The following is a 14,843-nucleotide window of genomic DNA, read 5'->3' on the forward strand; positions in this document are numbered from 1 at the left end:
GCATCATGCTGGATCCCAAATGGGTGCGAACCGATCCCGACGCCGTGGCCGCCCGGCTGGCACAGCGCGGCTATGAACTGGACACCGGACGGGTGCGCGAACTGGAAAACCGGCGGCGTGAACTCCAGACACGCACCGAGGAGCTGCAGGCCGAACAGAAGCGTCGTTCCAAGGCGATCGGGGAGGCCAAGCGCAGCGGTGAGGACGCACAGCCGCTGATGGACGAGGTGGAATCCCTCAAGCAGCAGAAGGCCGACGCCGAACACCAGCTCAGGGAACTCCAGGCGGAGCTTAGCGATTTCCTCCAGGGAATCCCGAATGTGCCGGATGAAGCGGTGCCCGAGGGGGACTCCGACGAGGACAACGTCGAGATCCGGCGCTGGGGCGAGCCGGCGTCGCCAGCCTTTGAGCCGGTGGACCACGTGACCCTGGGCGAGGGCCTCGGCGGTATGGATTTTGCCGCCGCCGCGACCATCGCGCGGGCGCGCTTTGCCGTGATGCAGGGCGGTGTAGCACGCCTGCACCGGGCGCTGACCCAGTTCATGCTGGATCTGCATACCGCCGAGCACGGCTACACCGAGACCTATCTGCCGTACCTTGTGAACAGCGACAGCCTGACCGGTACCGGGCAGCTGCCCAAGTTCGAGGAGGACCTGTTCCGGATCGATGGCGACCGGGATCTCTACCTGATTCCGACCGCAGAAGTCCCCGCGACCAACCTGGTGCGGGACAGTATCCTGGGGGCAGAGGAGCTGCCGAAACGCATGGTCTGCCACACGCCCTGTTTCCGCAGCGAAGCCGGGGCCTATGGCAAGGATACCCGGGGCATGATCCGCCAGCACCAGTTCGAGAAGGTGGAGCTGATTCACATTGTGCGGCCCGAGGAATCCGATGCCGCGCTGGAGGCCCTGACCGGCCACGCCGAGACGGTCCTGCAGCGGCTTGAGCTACCGTACCGGGTGGTCACGCTCTGTGGTGGTGATATGGGCTTCGCGGCTGCCCGGACCTACGATCTGGAAGTGTGGCTTCCCGGGCAGTCCGCCTACCGGGAGATCTCCTCCTGCAGCAATACCAGGGACTTCCAGGCCCGGCGTATGCAGGCGCGCTGGCGCAACCCGGAGACGGGCAAACCAGAGCTGCTCAACACACTGAATGGCTCGGGCTTGGCGGTCGGGCGCGCCCTGGTCGCGGTACTGGAGAACTATCAGGACGCGGATGGCCGGGTCCGTATTCCGGAGGCGCTGAAGCCTTACATGGGCGGCATTACCGAGCTTGTACCTGAAGGAGTCTGAAGCCGATGGTTACTCAGTGGGTGAAGGATCGCCTCCGAAGCCTCCTGCCTCCCGGCAGGACAACCTCCACGGAAAACCAGCGGGGAGGCGAGGTCTATCTGGTGGGGGCGGGGCCCGGGGATCCGGACCTGCTTACCATCAAAGCGCTGCGTCTTCTGCGCGAGGCGGATGTGGTGCTCCATGACCGGCTGGTATCCCAGCCCATCATGGACCTGATCAACGAGGATGCGGAGATCATCCATGTGGGCAAGGCACGGTCCAATCACAGCGTGCCCCAGGATCGGATCAACGAGCTGCTGGTGGAATACGCACAGGCCGGCAAGCGGGTCGTGCGGCTCAAAGGCGGGGATCCGTTCATCTTCGGGCGTGGCGGCGAGGAGATCGAGCGCCTGTCGGAGCACGGTGTGCCCTTCCAGGTGGTGCCTGGCATTACGGCTGCCCAGGGGTGTTCCGCCTATGCCGGGATACCGCTGACACACCGGGATCACGCCCAGTCGGTGCGTTTCATTACCGGCCACCTGAAGAACGACACTACGGACCTGCCCTGGCAGGACTTCGTCCAAAACCGGCAGACGCTGGTCTTCTACATGGGCCTTGTCGGGCTTCCGGTGATCACCCGTGAACTGATCGCCCATGGCATGGCTCCCGGAACACCCTGTGCACTGGTGTCCAAGGGGACCACACCGGATCAGAAGGTGGTCTGCGGTACCCTGGAGTCCATTGTGGAGGCGGTCGAGCAGGCGGAGGTTCGGGCACCGACCATTATTATCGTGGGGGATGTGGTGAGCCTGAGAGGCCAGCTCGGCTGGCTGGAGCAGATGCCAGCCGAGCTGGAGGCGTTCAGCCCCGGTGACGGTGGGGAATCTGGTCCCTGAGTTCGTCCCGCATCTGGCGGATGGCCCTGTCGGTGGTTTCCCAGTCGATGCAGGCATCCGTCACGGATACGCCGTATTCCATTTCGTTCATGGCGGCCAGCTTCTGCTTGCCCCAGTTGATGTTGCTCTCGACCATCAGCCCGATGATGGACTGGTTGCCTTCCTTGATCTGATGGGTGACGTCCTGCATGACCAGCGGCTGAACGGCCGGGTCCTTGTTGGAGTTGGCGTGGCTGCAGTCCACCATGATGGCATTGCGTACATCCGCTGCCTGCAGCTCTTTCTCGCAGAGCGCGACGTTCACTGAATCGTAGTTCGGGCTGCCACCGCCACCGCGCAGTACCACGTGGCTGTAGGGGTTGCCTTTCGTCCGGGTGATGGCCACCTGGCCGTTCTGGTCAATGCCCAGGAAGCTGTGCGGGTTGGCAGTGGAATTCATGGCGTTGACCGCCACATCCAGACTGCCGTCCGTACCGTTCTTGAAGCCCACGGCCATGGACAGACCACTGCTCATCTCGCGGTGGGTCTGGGATTCCGTGGTACGCGCCCCGATGGCGGACCAGGCAATGGTGTCCTGGAGGTACTGGGGAGCCGTGGGGTCCAGGGCTTCGGTGGCCGTTGGCAGACCCAGCTCGGCTATATCAAGCAGGAGCTTGCGTCCGATGTAGAGGCCACGCTCGATATCGAAGCTGTCATCCAGATGCGGGTCGTTGATCAGACCCTTCCAGCCAGTGGTGGTCCGCGGCTTCTCGAAATAGACGCGCATCACGAGGAAGAGGGTGTCGCTGACCTCATCCGCCAGCGCCTTCAGGCGCCGGGCATAGTCCAGGGCGGCATCGGGGTCGTGGATCGAACAGGGCCCCACAACCAGGAACAGGCGCGGATCCTTGCCATCGAGGATGTTGTTGATGGTCTGGCGGCCTTCCAGCACGGTCCGGCGCGCCGCGTCGGTCAGTGGCAGCTGCTCCTTGAGCGCCGCCGGCGTGGTCAGTACCTGCTGTTCCTCAATGTTGACGTTCTCGATGTCGCTGCTTGCCATGACTGCCTCTTGTCCACCCATGCACGGAAACGGGCCGATATAGTGCGTCAAATCCCACAGTGATGCAATCCGGCGGGCTGCTGAGCTGGCCGGCACCGGCCGCCTGGTTTAAGGTGTATTCCAGACATCCATGACCCTGCGGGGCGACGCGTGAGCCTGATTGAATCCATCATCACCGAGCTGCGGATACCGGATCTGCCGTATCCGGTCGGGCGGTCCGCGCCGGATGAGCGCTCCCTCTGGCGCGGGATTCTGTTTGAGGCATGGCAGGCCGGTAGTGACGAGCGGGTTGTGACTCATCTGCAGCGGATGGATGCCGTCTGGAGCATGCGCCAGGTCAACGCCGCCTACCTGGCGGATCGCATCATGAACGTCTTTCTGCGCCGCTCAGGGCTTCATCCCTATCTGGTGCACCGTGCGGCGCGCCTGCGTTTCTGGCTGGCGCTCGACCTTGAGGCACGCGCCGATGAGGCGGTGTCCGAACAGCGCCCGTTGCACCGCTGGCTGGACAGCCTTCAGGCACTGCGTGGCTGGAGCCGAACGGGGGGGCGTTCCGACAGACCGGTGGAAAGCCATCTAGCGGCCATGGAAAAGGCGGTGGGTGAGGCTTTCCGGCTTGGCGAGGAAAGCCCCATCGAGGCCTGCGTCAGTGACTGGCTGGAGCAGATCAGCCGCCAGGCTGAGCAGGCGGAGCGTGTGGCACAACGGCTGTGGCAGACGGAGTCCGGCGCGGCCGGCCAGCGTGCCGCGGAACAGGCAGTGCGGGCCGCTCTGGCGCGCACCTGTCGGGGGCGGCAGCTGCCATCCGGCCTATGGGCTTTCATCGAGGATGACTGGCGTGTGTTGATGCGCCGTGCGGCCCTGGAGCACGGGATTGATTCCGAACCCTGGCGCCATGCCTTCCGTCTTCTAGAGTGGCTGATCTGGGTTGGGGATGCCAACCTGTGTGGCCAGGACCGGAACCGGCTCTATCACGTTGGGGAGCAGCTTACGGACAAACTGGTCCAGGTGGTTGCCCTGGTGGAAGGGCGGGATCCGGACCCACAGCGTTTTGCGCCGGTGGATGAACTCCTTGCCCGGCGCCTGCGTGATGAGGCGGTGGAGCAGGAGCCGGCGAGCATACCGGAAGCGGATCCGCGCTGGCTTGAGAAACCCGATGAAATGCAGCGTGAGCAGGCCCGGAGCTGGGTTGGCAGCTGGTATCTTTACCAGGCGGATGGCCAGCAGATCCGTCAGTTCCTTACGGGTTTCCTGGACGAAACCGGCGAGGTGCTCTGGACCAATGCCCGGGGTGCCAAGCTCGACATAGAGCCCTTCCGTTCGGTCAGGGCCCGTTTCGAGGCGGGTGAGCTCACTTACCTGCCGGAAGCTCACCCCTTTGCCAGCGTTCTCAGCGACACCCTGAGCAGCCTCCAGCGGGTGCTGGACTCCCAGCGCAAACAGCGCGAAGAGGCGCGGGACAAAGCACGGGAAGAGGCGGAGGCACTGCGCCGTGCCCAGGAGCAGGCGCTTGAGGAAGAGCGCCAGCGCGAACAAGAGCGCGAGGGGCGCGAGGCCAGGGAGCGTGAAGAGGCGGCACAGGAAGCCCAGGATGAGGCCGAGGCACGGCGTATCAATGAGGAAGCGGACATCCGGGAGAAGGTCCTGGCGGAAGTGGATCGTCTGGAGGCCGGAAGCTGGATCCAGATCGGCAGTGGCGAGGAGGCACTCCGGCTTAAACTGGCGCTGCGTATCAGGGCTTCCGGAAAGCTGGTGTTTGTGGACCGTTATGGCCTCAATCGCCGAGAGATCCTGCGCGAGGACCTGGCAACCCGGATACGGGATGGGGAAGCACAGCTGCTCAGTGAAGGCGCTGAGTTTGCGGATACGCTTTCCCGCGTTGTGGGACGACTGCGGGTAGGGCGCTGATGACGGGGACCTGGAAGCCGGAAGATGGAGAGCAGCGGGATGAGTACCGCATTGCGGGGCGTGTCGTGGCGGACCTGCAGGTGGCGGACGGCGTGGGCGACGAACCGCCGCGCTGGCTGCGTTGCCGCACACGGGATATTTCCGCCAGCGGCCTCAGCATTACCGCGGACGAGCCAGTGGTGGAAGGGGCACTGCTGAATCTGAGGGTAACCGTGGATGACAGCGCCGCTCACGCGCTGCTGGCCGAAGTGCGTTCAAGCCGGGAATGGGAGGATGGTTTCTGGCGGATCGGTCTTGCGGTGCTGGATACAGGTGACGACAGCCTCCCCGCCTGGAAGGAGACTGTCGCTGTCCTGCTGGAGGCCTGAGTCGTTCAGTCCTCCATCGGGTTCATGCCCATGTTGCGGAATCCGGCATCCACATAGATGACTTCGCCGGTGATGCCGCTTGCCATGTCAGAGGTCAGGAAAGCGGCCGTGTTGCCAACCTCCTTGGTGGTCACATTGCGCTGCAGGGGCGTGCGCTTTTCATTCTCCGCCAGCATGCGGCGGAAGCTCTTGATGCCTGAAGCGGCAAGGGTCTTGATGGGGCCGGCTGAAACGGCATTCACGCGGGTGCCTTCCGGACCCATGGAGGCGGCCAGGTAGCGGACGCTGGCTTCCAGGCTGGCCTTGGCCAGGCCCATGACATTGTAGTTGGGCAGAACCAGCTGCGAGCCCACGTAGGTCATGGTCAGGATGGAACCATTCCGCCCCTTCATCAGCGGCCGGGCTTCACGCGCCAAGGCGGTCAGACTGTAGGAGCTGATGTCATGTGCCATCTTGAAGCCTTCACGGCTGGTCACGTCGGTGAAGTCGCCATCAAGCTCTTCGCCGGGTGCGAACCCGACCGAGTGCACCAGGATGTCGAGACCGCCCCAGTGTTCGTTGAGGGACTCGAACAGGTCCGCGATCTGCTGGTCATCGGTGACATCACAGGGCAGCACGATGTTGCTGTTCCAGTTTTCGGCAAAGCCTTCCACGCGCGATTTGAGCTTCTCGTTCTGATAGGTGAGAGCAAGCTCCGCACCCTGCTCATGCAGTGCCTGGGCAATGCCAGTGGCGATTGAGTGTTTGCTGGCGACGCCAACGACCAGCGCTTTCTTTCCTTCCAGTATTCCCATGCTGACCTCAGTGTGCGTTGCGTATGTCCACGTACAGCTTAAGCCGCTGTCCGGGCTGAAGATAGTCCTGTGTATTGATGTTATTCCACTGGGCAATCTGGGAGACGCCCACATTGAACCGGTTGGCGATGTGCCGGAGGGAGTCCCCGGAGCGCACGGTATAGCCCACGCGCCGGACCATCTCCCGCCGTTCGCTCCGCCGGGGTTGGGGGTCATCGGTCCAGATAGCGAGCGTATCCCCGGGGCGCAGTGTGTCTCCGGGCGCCAGGTTGTTCCAGCTGGCCAGCTTGCTTACGCCAACATCGTGCGCACTGGCTATATCCCAGAGGGTGTCTCCGGCGTTGACACGGTAATCGATGCGGTTCTGACCCTTGTTGCCGGAGGCGGCCTGGCGTGCTGCCCGGCGGTTGGGTTCGCTCAGGGCATAGGCATTGCTCGCATTGCCGGCGGCCGGGATCAGCAGTCTCTCACCCTCGCGGATAGTGTGGCCGTTGATATCGTTGTGCTTGCGGATAACGTCGGGAGTGGTGTTGAACGAGCGCGCAATGCTGATGAGGGTGTCGCCACTCTGGACCGTGTAATTGCGCCAGCTCACCCGTTGATCCTCTGGCAGGGTGGTAAGCGCTTCCCGGAATTTTTCCGCTGAATCCGCGGGCACCAGCAGCCGGTGTGGGCCGTCCGGGGCCGTCGCCCATCGGTTGAAACCGGGGTTGAGCCGGTAGATCTCGTTCACTCCGACCCCCGCCATGGCAGCGGCTTGGGCAAGATCGAGCTGACCGCCGATATCCACCACCTCGAAGTAGGGGTCGTCCGGAATGGGCTCAAGCCGGATACCGTGGGATTTCGGGTCTGCCACAATGCGGGCCAGGGCTATGAGCTTGGGGACATAATGCCGGGTTTCCGCCGGCAGATGGAGGTTCCAGTAGTCCGTGGGCCTGCCCTGACGCTCGTTGCGGCGCATGGCACGGAGCACTCGTCCGGCGCCGGCGTTATAGGAGGCGAGGGCGAGTTCATAGTCGCCGTCGAAGCGCCCCGAGAGCTTTTCAAGATAGCTCAGCGCACCGTTGGTGGCGCTGATGATGTCACGGCGCCCGTCGTACCACCAGTTCTGCTCCATGCCGAAGGCGCGGCCGGTGGCCGGGATGAACTGCCAGATACCGGATGCCCGGCCGTGGGAGTAGGCGAATGGATCATAGGCGCTCTCGACCAGCGGCAGGAGGGCCAGCTCGCCTGGCATGTCCCGCTTCTCGATTTCCCGGATGATGTAGGGAAGGTAACGGCGGGCGCGTTCGGCTGTCCGGTCCATGTAGGACTGGTTGCGACTGTACCAGGCGAGCTGGTCGCGCACGCGCTTGTCATTGACATCAAGATCCAGCTGGAAGCTGTCCCGCAGACGCTGCCAGACTGTGTCGTAGCCTTCATCCGCTTGGCCTGCACCGGTTTCCGCCTCCTGCTGGTCGCTGGGGCGCAGCGCACCGTCGGTGCGTACGTCGGCATCCATCCTTGCGGCCCGTGTAATGGGCGGTGGGTTGCTCTCAGTACTGGCCCCCTGGGGATGGAGACTTTCGCAGCCTGACAGCAGTGGCAGGCTCATGGCTGAAAGCAGGCACAGAAGCGGAACGTAATGCATAGGGACAGCCGGTTGGTTGAAGCCTGTGACAAACCCGGTTCACACAGCGTATCGGGATTCTAGGAAGGGCCCCGAGTACCGTCAATTACACCGGGTAAGTTTTAATGTGGGTTCCGTTAACGGGAGGGGTCACCCGCGGAATCCGTCCTTCCACTCACGGATAACGCCGAAGACTCGATCCCCATCCAGCCCCTGCTCTCCGGCTCTGGTTTCCGCCGAAGCCACCACGGTGGGATCATCCCAGCGCAGGAAGGGGTTCAGCCGGCGTTCCTGGCCGAGCGTTGTGGGGACCGTGGGCTGGCCGGCATCAAGCAGCTGCTCTACCTTTTTCTGGTATTCCGCAAGCTCGGTGTCGTCCGGCGTGACCGCGCGCGCGAACGCCACATTGGCGCGGGTGTATTCATGCCCGCAGCATACCAGCGTGCCGTCCGGCCACTCACGGAGCTTGGCCAGGGAGGCGCGCATCTGTGCGAAATTACCCTCGAAAACCCGGCCGCAGCCGCAAGCGAACAGGGCATCACCACAGAGCGTTACGGGTCGGCTGAGCCCGGGACTGTCGCTGTTGAAGGCAATGTGATCCAGTGTGTGGCCGGGTACGGCCAGGATCTGGAATGAGAGCTCACGCCAGGTAAGGATGTCGCCTTCACGCAGTGGGTTGGTGATCCCGGTGAAGCGCGAATCCGCGGGGCCGTGCACGGGCACGCTGCTGTCGCCGACGAGCTTGCCCAGGCCCTGGGTATGGTCCGGGTGGTGATGGGTCAGCAGGACCGCCTCCAGTGTCAGCCCGTTGCGGTCAAGGAAGTCCCGGGCAGGGGCCGCTTCGCCGGGATCAACAATCAGTGCCGCTCTGCTCTCGGGGTCATGGATACACCAGATGTAGTTGTCGCTGAGTGCGGGAATGGCATCGACCTGGTAGTTCATGGCGGACTCCGTTGCTGGATTCGTCCCCATTATAGGAAATCCAGAGCCTGTGACGAGAGCGCACTTGCCAGCGGTGCCGCAGGGCCCGACAATTGCGGTGCGGACAGGGGGAATCAGAATGAACTCAGAGGCATTCGCACACTGGCTCCGAACCGGGTTGGGCTCGGCGCTTCTGAACCAGGAACAGGCCTGTGTGGCGACGGCCATGACCCGTGTCTTCGGCACACGCCACCTGGAGATTGGCCTGAGTTCGGCACTGGCGGTCACACCACGCCTTCCGGCGGGGCAGCAGCCACAGGTCCTGCCGGCAGTCAGCTCTGATACAGATCGCGGGCCCGTCATCGCAAGGCCGGAGGAACTTCCGTTCCACGATGACTGGATGGATTCGGTGGTTCTGCACCACACGCTGGACCTGGCGGAGGACCCACGGCAGGCGCTGCGGGAAGCAGTGAGGGTGGTGCGCTCAGGGGGACAGGTCATCGTGATCGGACTCAATCCAATCGGGCTCTGGGGCCTGCGCCGGCTGTTCGGCCTGAGGCGTGATGCGCCCTGGAACAGCCGCTTCCTGTTGGCACGGCGTGTTCAGGACTGGGCACAGGTGCTCGGGTGCTGCGTGGCACCGGCGCGCTATGGGTTCTTCCGCCCGCCTGTAGGTGGCCGGCGTCTGCAGACTCGGCTGGCTTTTCTTGAACCTTTCTACGAACGGGGGATCCAGGTGCCTTTTGGCGGATTCTATTGTCTTGTGGCGGAAAAACGCGATGCGGCACGCATTCCGCTTCGCCCGGTGATGCCTGACCCCAGGGTGGCATCCATGCCGGTTGCAAACCGTAACGTGTCACCAGGCATGGGACGGGCCAGACTGAGGGTTGTGAGTTCCCGGCCGGACGAGGGTGGGGAGAACGCATGAGCCAGGTGACGTTGTATACGGATGGTGCCTGCAAGGGGAATCCGGGGCCGGGCGGCTGGGGCGTGGTGCTGCGTTACGGCGATCACGAGAAACACCTCTGGGGTGGCGAGCCCGGCACCACCAATAACCGGATGGAGCTGCGGGCCGCGATCGAGGGGCTGGCAGCGCTCAGGCGCCAGTGCGACGTGGCCATCTACACGGACTCCCAGTACGTGCGTAACGGCATCAACCAGTGGATGGCCAACTGGAAGCGCAATGGCTGGAAGACATCGGCACGCAAGCCGGTCAAGAACGCGGAACTGTGGCAGCGGCTGGATGAGCTGGTGCAGTCACACCGGATCCAGTGGCACTGGGTGCGCGGACACAGCGGCAACGACGGCAACGAACAGGCCGACGCCCTGGCAAACAGGGGCGCGGCTGAAGTGATGGAAGGCAGAGGCTGAAACATGCGGCAGATTGTGCTGGACACGGAGACCACTGGCCTGGAACCAGAGCAGGGTCACCGCATTATCGAGATCGGCTGCGTGGAAGTAGCTGAACGGGAGCTGACCGGTCGCCACTACCATGTGTACATCAACCCGGAACGGGAGGTGGAAGACAGCGCCATCGAGGTCCACGGGATCACCAACGAGTTCCTGGCGGACAAACCGACGTTTCGGGAAGTGGCGGATGAATTCCTGGAATTCATCCGTGGCGCCGAGCTGATCATCCATAACGCCCCCTTTGACGTGGGCTTCATGGATCATGAGTTCGGTATGCTCGATGGAGATTATCCGCGCACCGCTGATGTATGCGGCATCCGTGACTCGCTGGTGATGGCCCGCAGCAAGCACCCGGGTCAGAAGAACAACCTGGACGTGCTCTGCCGCCGGTACGGCATTGACAACAGCAACCGGGAACTGCACGGGGCACTGCTGGACGCCGAGATACTGGCCCTTGTCTACCTGGCGATGACCGGCGGCCAGACGGCCCTGTCCCTGGGGGAGGCCGACGATGGGCAGGATGCGGGCACGGAAATCCGGCGACTGGATCCCGGACGCTCGCCGCTGCCTGTCCCGGAAGCGGATAACGAGGAGCTGAACGCGCATCGGGCCTTTCTTGATGGCATGGCGGCTAAGACCGCTGTGCTCTGGGACGAGCAGGGCATTTCTTGAGAAAACTGAAAAACCTGCTACAGGTTATTGAATATCTGATTCTATAGTGGAAGCCCCGTTTATGGTGCAGGCGTCACTGGCAAGCAAGACCCAGTCCTTCGGGCTGGTCCGCGAGGAGATCGAACATACGATCGGCCAGGCGGAACAGAGTCTTGAGCAGTTCCAGGAGAATCGGGAAAGTGAGGAGGACCTGCAAAACTGCGTGGATTATCTCAACCAGTTGCGGGGGATCTTTTCCCTGGTGGAACTCAAGGGAGGCGCGCTGCTCTGTCAGGAGGCCGTGGTTCTGGCGAACGAAGTACCGGTCGGGGCTACGGATGACAAGAACAACCTGCTGACGGCCCTCAACAACGCACTTTTCACGCTGAGGCGCTACATCGAGTACTACCAGCGCCAGCAGGTGGACCGACCCGAACTTTTGCTGCCGGTGGTCAACGAGATCCGCGAAGCACGTCGGGATACGCCTTATCCGGATTCCTGGTTCCTCGGTGCCAGCCTGAGTGCAGCTCCCGACTTCTGCAGTGAGCGCTCGGTACCGCCGCTGGAAACCTCTGACGAGTCGGAATTCGAGGTGCATGCACGCCGGTTCCGCCTGATGTACCAGGTGGGGCTGCTCGGGCTGCTGCGCAATCAGGACCTCCGGACCAGCCGCCGGCTGATCTCCCGTGCGGCCCATGGTCTCGCCAGGCTGTGTGGCGATGGCGCAATGCAGTCGTTCTGGTGCCTGGTGAGCATGACAGCTGATGTGCTGGAAGAGCAGGGGCTGCCTGTTGAGCGCAACCGCAAACGCCTGTTCATGCGCATCGAGAAGCAGGCGCGGGATATGGTTTACAGCCGCAGTTCAGTGGCGCAGCAGGCGCCGTCAGATGCCCTGGTGCGCGAGCTGGTCTACATTCTCTACCGCAGCGGCTCCAGCAACCCGGAAGTGCGCCCTGTTCTGGACACCTGCGGGCTGGGCCTGCCGGATATCACGGAGGCAGAGCTGATTGAGCACCAGCGGCATCTCTATGGGCCTGGTGCTGACGTTCTCCGCTCCTTTGCGGATGCGATCAATGAGGAACTGAGCGAACTCAAGGACCGGCTGGACATCGTCGAGCGCGGGATTGATCCGGACACCACGGAGCTTGCAACCATTGCTGATTCCCTGGAGCGGGTTGGCAACTCGCTGCTGATTCTGGACCTGCATCAGCTCAGCTCCCTTGCCCGCCAGGAAGCCGGACGCCTCCGGGACTGGGAGCAGAAAGGCGCACTGCCGTCGGAGACGGAACTGTACGCGGTTGCGGATGCCGTTCTGAATATTGAGGAAGCGGCCCAGCACCTGGCCAGCCACGGGATTACGGCGGACACTGATCGCCTTGCCCACAAGGTGCGGCGGAATGAGGGATCCGTTTACGTGCAGGAAGCGCTGATCGTACTCAGCGACGAAGCCAGTTCCGCGCTTACGCTGGCGAAACAGGCGATTACGGCGTTTCTTGAATCAGACTTCGACAAGATGCATCTGGCGAACGTGCCAGCCACGCTGCGCAGCATCGAGGGCGGGATGCGGCTTCTCGGAAACGCGGAGGCGTCACGCGTTGTGGCCCGCGTGACGAATGCGATAGAGACCCAGCTCCTGAACACCCAGCAGCCCCCGGAATCACGGATCCTGGAAGCGTTGGCTGATGCCATCACCTCTCTGGAGTATTACATTGAGGAACTGGGAATGAATGCCGAGCCGAATCCGGAACTGCTCCGCCTCGCGGATACATCACTTCAGGATGTGGGGCTGTAAGAAGCCAGGGAAGGGAAACTGGAGTGTAATCGGGAACGCCGCCGGATCCGGCGTTCCCCTTTAAGGCTTCAGCCGACGTTGAACAGCTCACCCAGCTTGGTCGCCAGCATCATGTCGCCTTCAGCGCGCAGCTGGCCGGCCATGAACGCCTGCATACCATCCGTCTCACCGCTGACAATGCCCTGGAGGGTCTCCGTGTTCATGATCAGGGTTACGGACGGATCGTCATGCGTGCCTTCCTTCAGTTCACAGTTGCCGTCCTTGATGATCAGGTGATAGGAGGCATCGTCCTCAATGTCGAACTGGAATACCAGGTCCAGGCCGGCAGCAGCATCTGCGTTGAAGTTTTTTTCGAGTTTTTCGAATACGGGTTGTACAGACATGCTCGAAGTCCTTGGTTGCCGTTGTTGTATCGCCATGGGCATGGCTTCCGGCCGACTGTAGGTGGGGGCGTCAGTGCTGTCAAGCTTGATCGAACGCTTGTTTGAAAAGGAATGGAACCAGGTTCTTATGCTGTGTCGAGCTGATGCGTAGAATAGTGTCGGTTCGTTTATGGAACTTCCGGTAGAGGAGTGATTGGTGGAGATTCTTGCGGAATACGGGCTTTTCCTGGCCAAGATCGTGACCTTCGCGGTGGCGGCGCTGATCGTGGCGGCCATGATCATGGCGGCAGCGCAGCGTGGGCGCAATCAGGAGGATGAGGGCGAACTCCAGGTGGTCAGGGTCAACGATCGCCTTCGGGACAACCGCGAAACCCTGGAGGCGCATCTGCATGAGGGGGCCGGGCGACGGCGGTGGCTCAGGGATCTCCGGCGCAACCGTAAAAAAGAGAAAAAGGCGGAGCGCCAAAAGGAGAGTGACGGCGCGCAGCGCCGTGGGCGCCTCTATGTGGTGGACTTCCAGGGAGACCTGAAGGCCAGCCAGACCGGTGCATTGCGCCGCTGTATCACCGCCATACTCGGTGTGGCCGAGCCTGGCCGGGATGAGGTGATGATCCGGCTTGAGAGCTCTGGCGGCATGGTCCATTCCTATGGGTATGCGGCGGCTCAGCTGGACCGGATCCGGCGGGCCGGTCTGCCGCTGACCGCCTGTGTGGACAAGGTCGCCGCCAGCGGAGGCTACATGATGGCTTGTGTTGCGGACCGGATCATTGCCTCGCCGTTCGCGATTCTGGGTTCCATTGGCGTAGTGGCACAGCTTCCGAACGTGCATCGTCTGCTCAAGCGCCACGATGTGGATTTCGAAGTGCTGACGGCGGGCGAGTACAAACGCACCCTGACGGTTTTCGGCGAGAATACCGAGAAGGGGCGGCGCAAGTTCACCGAGGATCTGGAGCAGACCCACCGGCTGTTCAAGGAGTACGTGAGCGAGCACCGGCCGGCGGTGGATATTGACCGGGTCGCTACCGGGGAGATCTGGTTCGGCCGCCAGGCACTGGAGGTCAGTCTGGCGGATGAACTCAAGACTTCGGACCAGGTGATGACCGAGGCCTGTGACGAACGCGATGTCTTTCTGGTGCGCTATGAACGCCGGCGCACACTGCCCGAGAAGCTCGGCCTCAGTGCTGCAAGTGCGGTTGAATCCGGCATCATGAAAGGGATCGAGTGGGTCCGGGCCGGGCGTTTCCAGTGAACGGGCGCGGACCGCTGGCAAGGGGGCTCAAGGCGGGTTATCATGGTAGCCGACGCCGAGATTGACCATAAGCATTTGATGGGAGAAAGCAATGAGCTACGGCAACCAGAACGAAGAGAGCCGGAACGACGCAGCGCCGAATGAAAGCGACGAGCGTGTCGATGCATTCGCAGCGGTCGGGCTGATCCTGCTCTTCGTGGCACTTGCGACCACTTTTGTTGCCACGCAGTAATTCTACGTGAAAGGCCGGGGCGATTACGCCGCCCCGGTGCTCTCCAAGACTATCTTCACGATAAGCGCTATACCCACCACGAACATCACGCCGAAGATTATTCCTCCGATGATAAAGGGCCAGGGCGAAGACGCACTGAAGTCCTTTTGACGATTGCTCTCCGAATTCACGCCCAGGGCGGCGGCAAGGATGCTGAAAACCACCTGCCAGAGTCCGGGTTTGTTTTGATCGCTATCGCTCACAACACCTCCTGAAGGCTGGATTGAGTTCCCATTATAAAGCAAGAAAAAACGGGCATCAGGTGTGCCTGATGCCCGTTC

The 14,843-nt window shown here is 62.5% G+C and carries 15 protein-coding genes and 1 pseudogene; 10 read left to right on the forward strand and 6 right to left on the reverse strand.

Going from position 1 to position 14,843, the window contains the following annotated elements; translation table 11 throughout:
* Positions 1 to 5: 5 nt before the first annotated feature.
* Positions 6 to 1,292: a serine--tRNA ligase gene (serS, locus tag H4I92_RS14680; protein ID WP_077531286.1), complete on the forward strand. Its 1,287-nt coding sequence runs from the start codon at positions 6 to 8 to the stop codon at positions 1,290 to 1,292.
* Between the two features lie 86 nt (positions 1,293 to 1,378).
* Positions 1,379 to 2,167: pseudogene (gene cobA / locus H4I92_RS14685) on the forward strand (uroporphyrinogen-III C-methyltransferase); the annotation flags it as partial.
* Here cobA and H4I92_RS14690 read toward each other — a convergent pair.
* Positions 2,133 to 3,206, reverse strand: coding sequence for a 3-deoxy-7-phosphoheptulonate synthase (locus H4I92_RS14690; RefSeq protein ID WP_077531288.1), 1,074 nt, complete (start codon positions 3,204 to 3,206; stop codon positions 2,133 to 2,135). The pseudogene cobA and the gene H4I92_RS14690 overlap by 35 nt on opposite strands.
* 150 nt (positions 3,207 to 3,356) lie before the next feature.
* Between H4I92_RS14690 and H4I92_RS14695 the strand changes: the two genes are divergently transcribed.
* Both H4I92_RS14695 and H4I92_RS14700 read left to right on the forward strand, forming a co-directional pair.
* Positions 3,357 to 5,114 (forward strand): DUF1631 family protein, encoded by a 1,758-nt coding sequence (locus H4I92_RS14695; protein ID WP_077531289.1) that lies wholly within the window; start codon positions 3,357 to 3,359, stop codon positions 5,112 to 5,114.
* Positions 5,114 to 5,482, forward strand: coding sequence for a PilZ domain-containing protein (locus H4I92_RS14700; RefSeq protein ID WP_077531290.1), 369 nt, complete (start codon positions 5,114 to 5,116; stop codon positions 5,480 to 5,482). The genes H4I92_RS14695 and H4I92_RS14700 overlap by 1 nt, the downstream gene beginning before the upstream one ends.
* A gap of 5 nt (positions 5,483 to 5,487) precedes the next feature.
* Here H4I92_RS14700 and H4I92_RS14705 read toward each other — a convergent pair whose 3' ends face one another.
* The 3 genes from H4I92_RS14705 to gloB all read right to left on the reverse strand — a co-directional run bounded on the left by H4I92_RS14705 (position 5,488) and on the right by gloB (position 8,827).
* Positions 5,488 to 6,276 (reverse strand): enoyl-ACP reductase FabI, encoded by a 789-nt coding sequence (locus tag H4I92_RS14705; protein WP_077531291.1) that lies wholly within the window; start codon positions 6,274 to 6,276, stop codon positions 5,488 to 5,490.
* Between the two features lie 7 nt (positions 6,277 to 6,283).
* Positions 6,284 to 7,906: a lytic transglycosylase gene (locus H4I92_RS14710; RefSeq protein ID WP_077531292.1), complete on the reverse strand. Its 1,623-nt coding sequence runs from the start codon at positions 7,904 to 7,906 to the stop codon at positions 6,284 to 6,286.
* 129 nt (positions 7,907 to 8,035) lie between these two features.
* The gene (gloB, locus tag H4I92_RS14715; protein WP_077531293.1) at positions 8,036 to 8,827 is read right to left on the reverse strand and encodes a hydroxyacylglutathione hydrolase; all 792 of its coding nucleotides are present in this window, start codon (positions 8,825 to 8,827) and stop codon (positions 8,036 to 8,038) included.
* A 118-nt stretch (positions 8,828 to 8,945) separates the two neighbouring features.
* Between gloB and H4I92_RS14720 the strand changes: the two genes are divergently transcribed.
* From H4I92_RS14720 to H4I92_RS14735, 4 genes are all read left to right on the forward strand, one after another.
* Positions 8,946 to 9,734, forward strand: a complete 789-nt coding sequence (locus H4I92_RS14720; RefSeq protein WP_179105726.1) for a class I SAM-dependent methyltransferase — start codon at positions 8,946 to 8,948, stop codon at positions 9,732 to 9,734.
* The gene (gene rnhA / locus H4I92_RS14725; RefSeq protein ID WP_077531295.1) at positions 9,731 to 10,177 is read left to right on the forward strand and encodes a ribonuclease HI; all 447 of its coding nucleotides are present in this window, start codon (positions 9,731 to 9,733) and stop codon (positions 10,175 to 10,177) included. Before H4I92_RS14720 ends, rnhA begins: the two co-directional genes overlap by 4 nt.
* 3 nt (positions 10,178 to 10,180) lie before the next feature.
* A complete protein-coding gene (gene dnaQ, locus H4I92_RS14730) occupies positions 10,181 to 10,888 on the forward strand; it encodes a DNA polymerase III subunit epsilon (protein ID WP_077531296.1) in 708 nt (235 codons plus the stop codon).
* A 61-nt stretch (positions 10,889 to 10,949) separates the two neighbouring features.
* Positions 10,950 to 12,659, forward strand: coding sequence for a FimL-related protein (locus H4I92_RS14735; RefSeq protein WP_077531297.1), 1,710 nt, complete (start codon positions 10,950 to 10,952; stop codon positions 12,657 to 12,659).
* Positions 12,660 to 12,727: 68 nt separating this feature from the next.
* On the opposite strand, the gene H4I92_RS14740 is transcribed toward H4I92_RS14735, so the two are convergent.
* Positions 12,728 to 13,042, reverse strand: coding sequence for an SCP2 sterol-binding domain-containing protein (locus tag H4I92_RS14740; protein ID WP_077531298.1), 315 nt, complete (start codon positions 13,040 to 13,042; stop codon positions 12,728 to 12,730).
* 196 nt (positions 13,043 to 13,238) lie between these two features.
* On the opposite strand from H4I92_RS14740, the gene sohB reads away from it, so the two are divergent.
* Both sohB and H4I92_RS14750 read left to right on the forward strand, forming a co-directional pair.
* On the forward strand, positions 13,239 to 14,291 hold the full coding sequence (sohB, locus tag H4I92_RS14745) for a protease SohB (protein WP_077531299.1): 1,053 nt from the start codon (positions 13,239 to 13,241) through the stop codon (positions 14,289 to 14,291).
* A 91-nt stretch (positions 14,292 to 14,382) separates the two neighbouring features.
* Positions 14,383 to 14,523 (forward strand): hypothetical protein, encoded by a 141-nt coding sequence (locus H4I92_RS14750; RefSeq protein WP_179105727.1) that lies wholly within the window; start codon positions 14,383 to 14,385, stop codon positions 14,521 to 14,523.
* A 23-nt stretch (positions 14,524 to 14,546) separates the two neighbouring features.
* Here the strand turns inward: H4I92_RS14750 and H4I92_RS14755 are convergent, their stop codons facing one another.
* Entirely contained in the window at positions 14,547 to 14,765 is a 219-nt protein-coding gene (locus H4I92_RS14755) for a DUF2970 domain-containing protein (protein ID WP_077531300.1), read from the reverse strand.
* Between the last annotated feature and the right edge of the window lie 78 nt (positions 14,766 to 14,843).

It is taken from the genome of Vreelandella halophila (assembly GCF_019903425.1).
Taxonomy (GTDB): Bacteria; Pseudomonadota; Gammaproteobacteria; order Pseudomonadales; family Oleiphilaceae; genus Halospina; species Halospina halophila.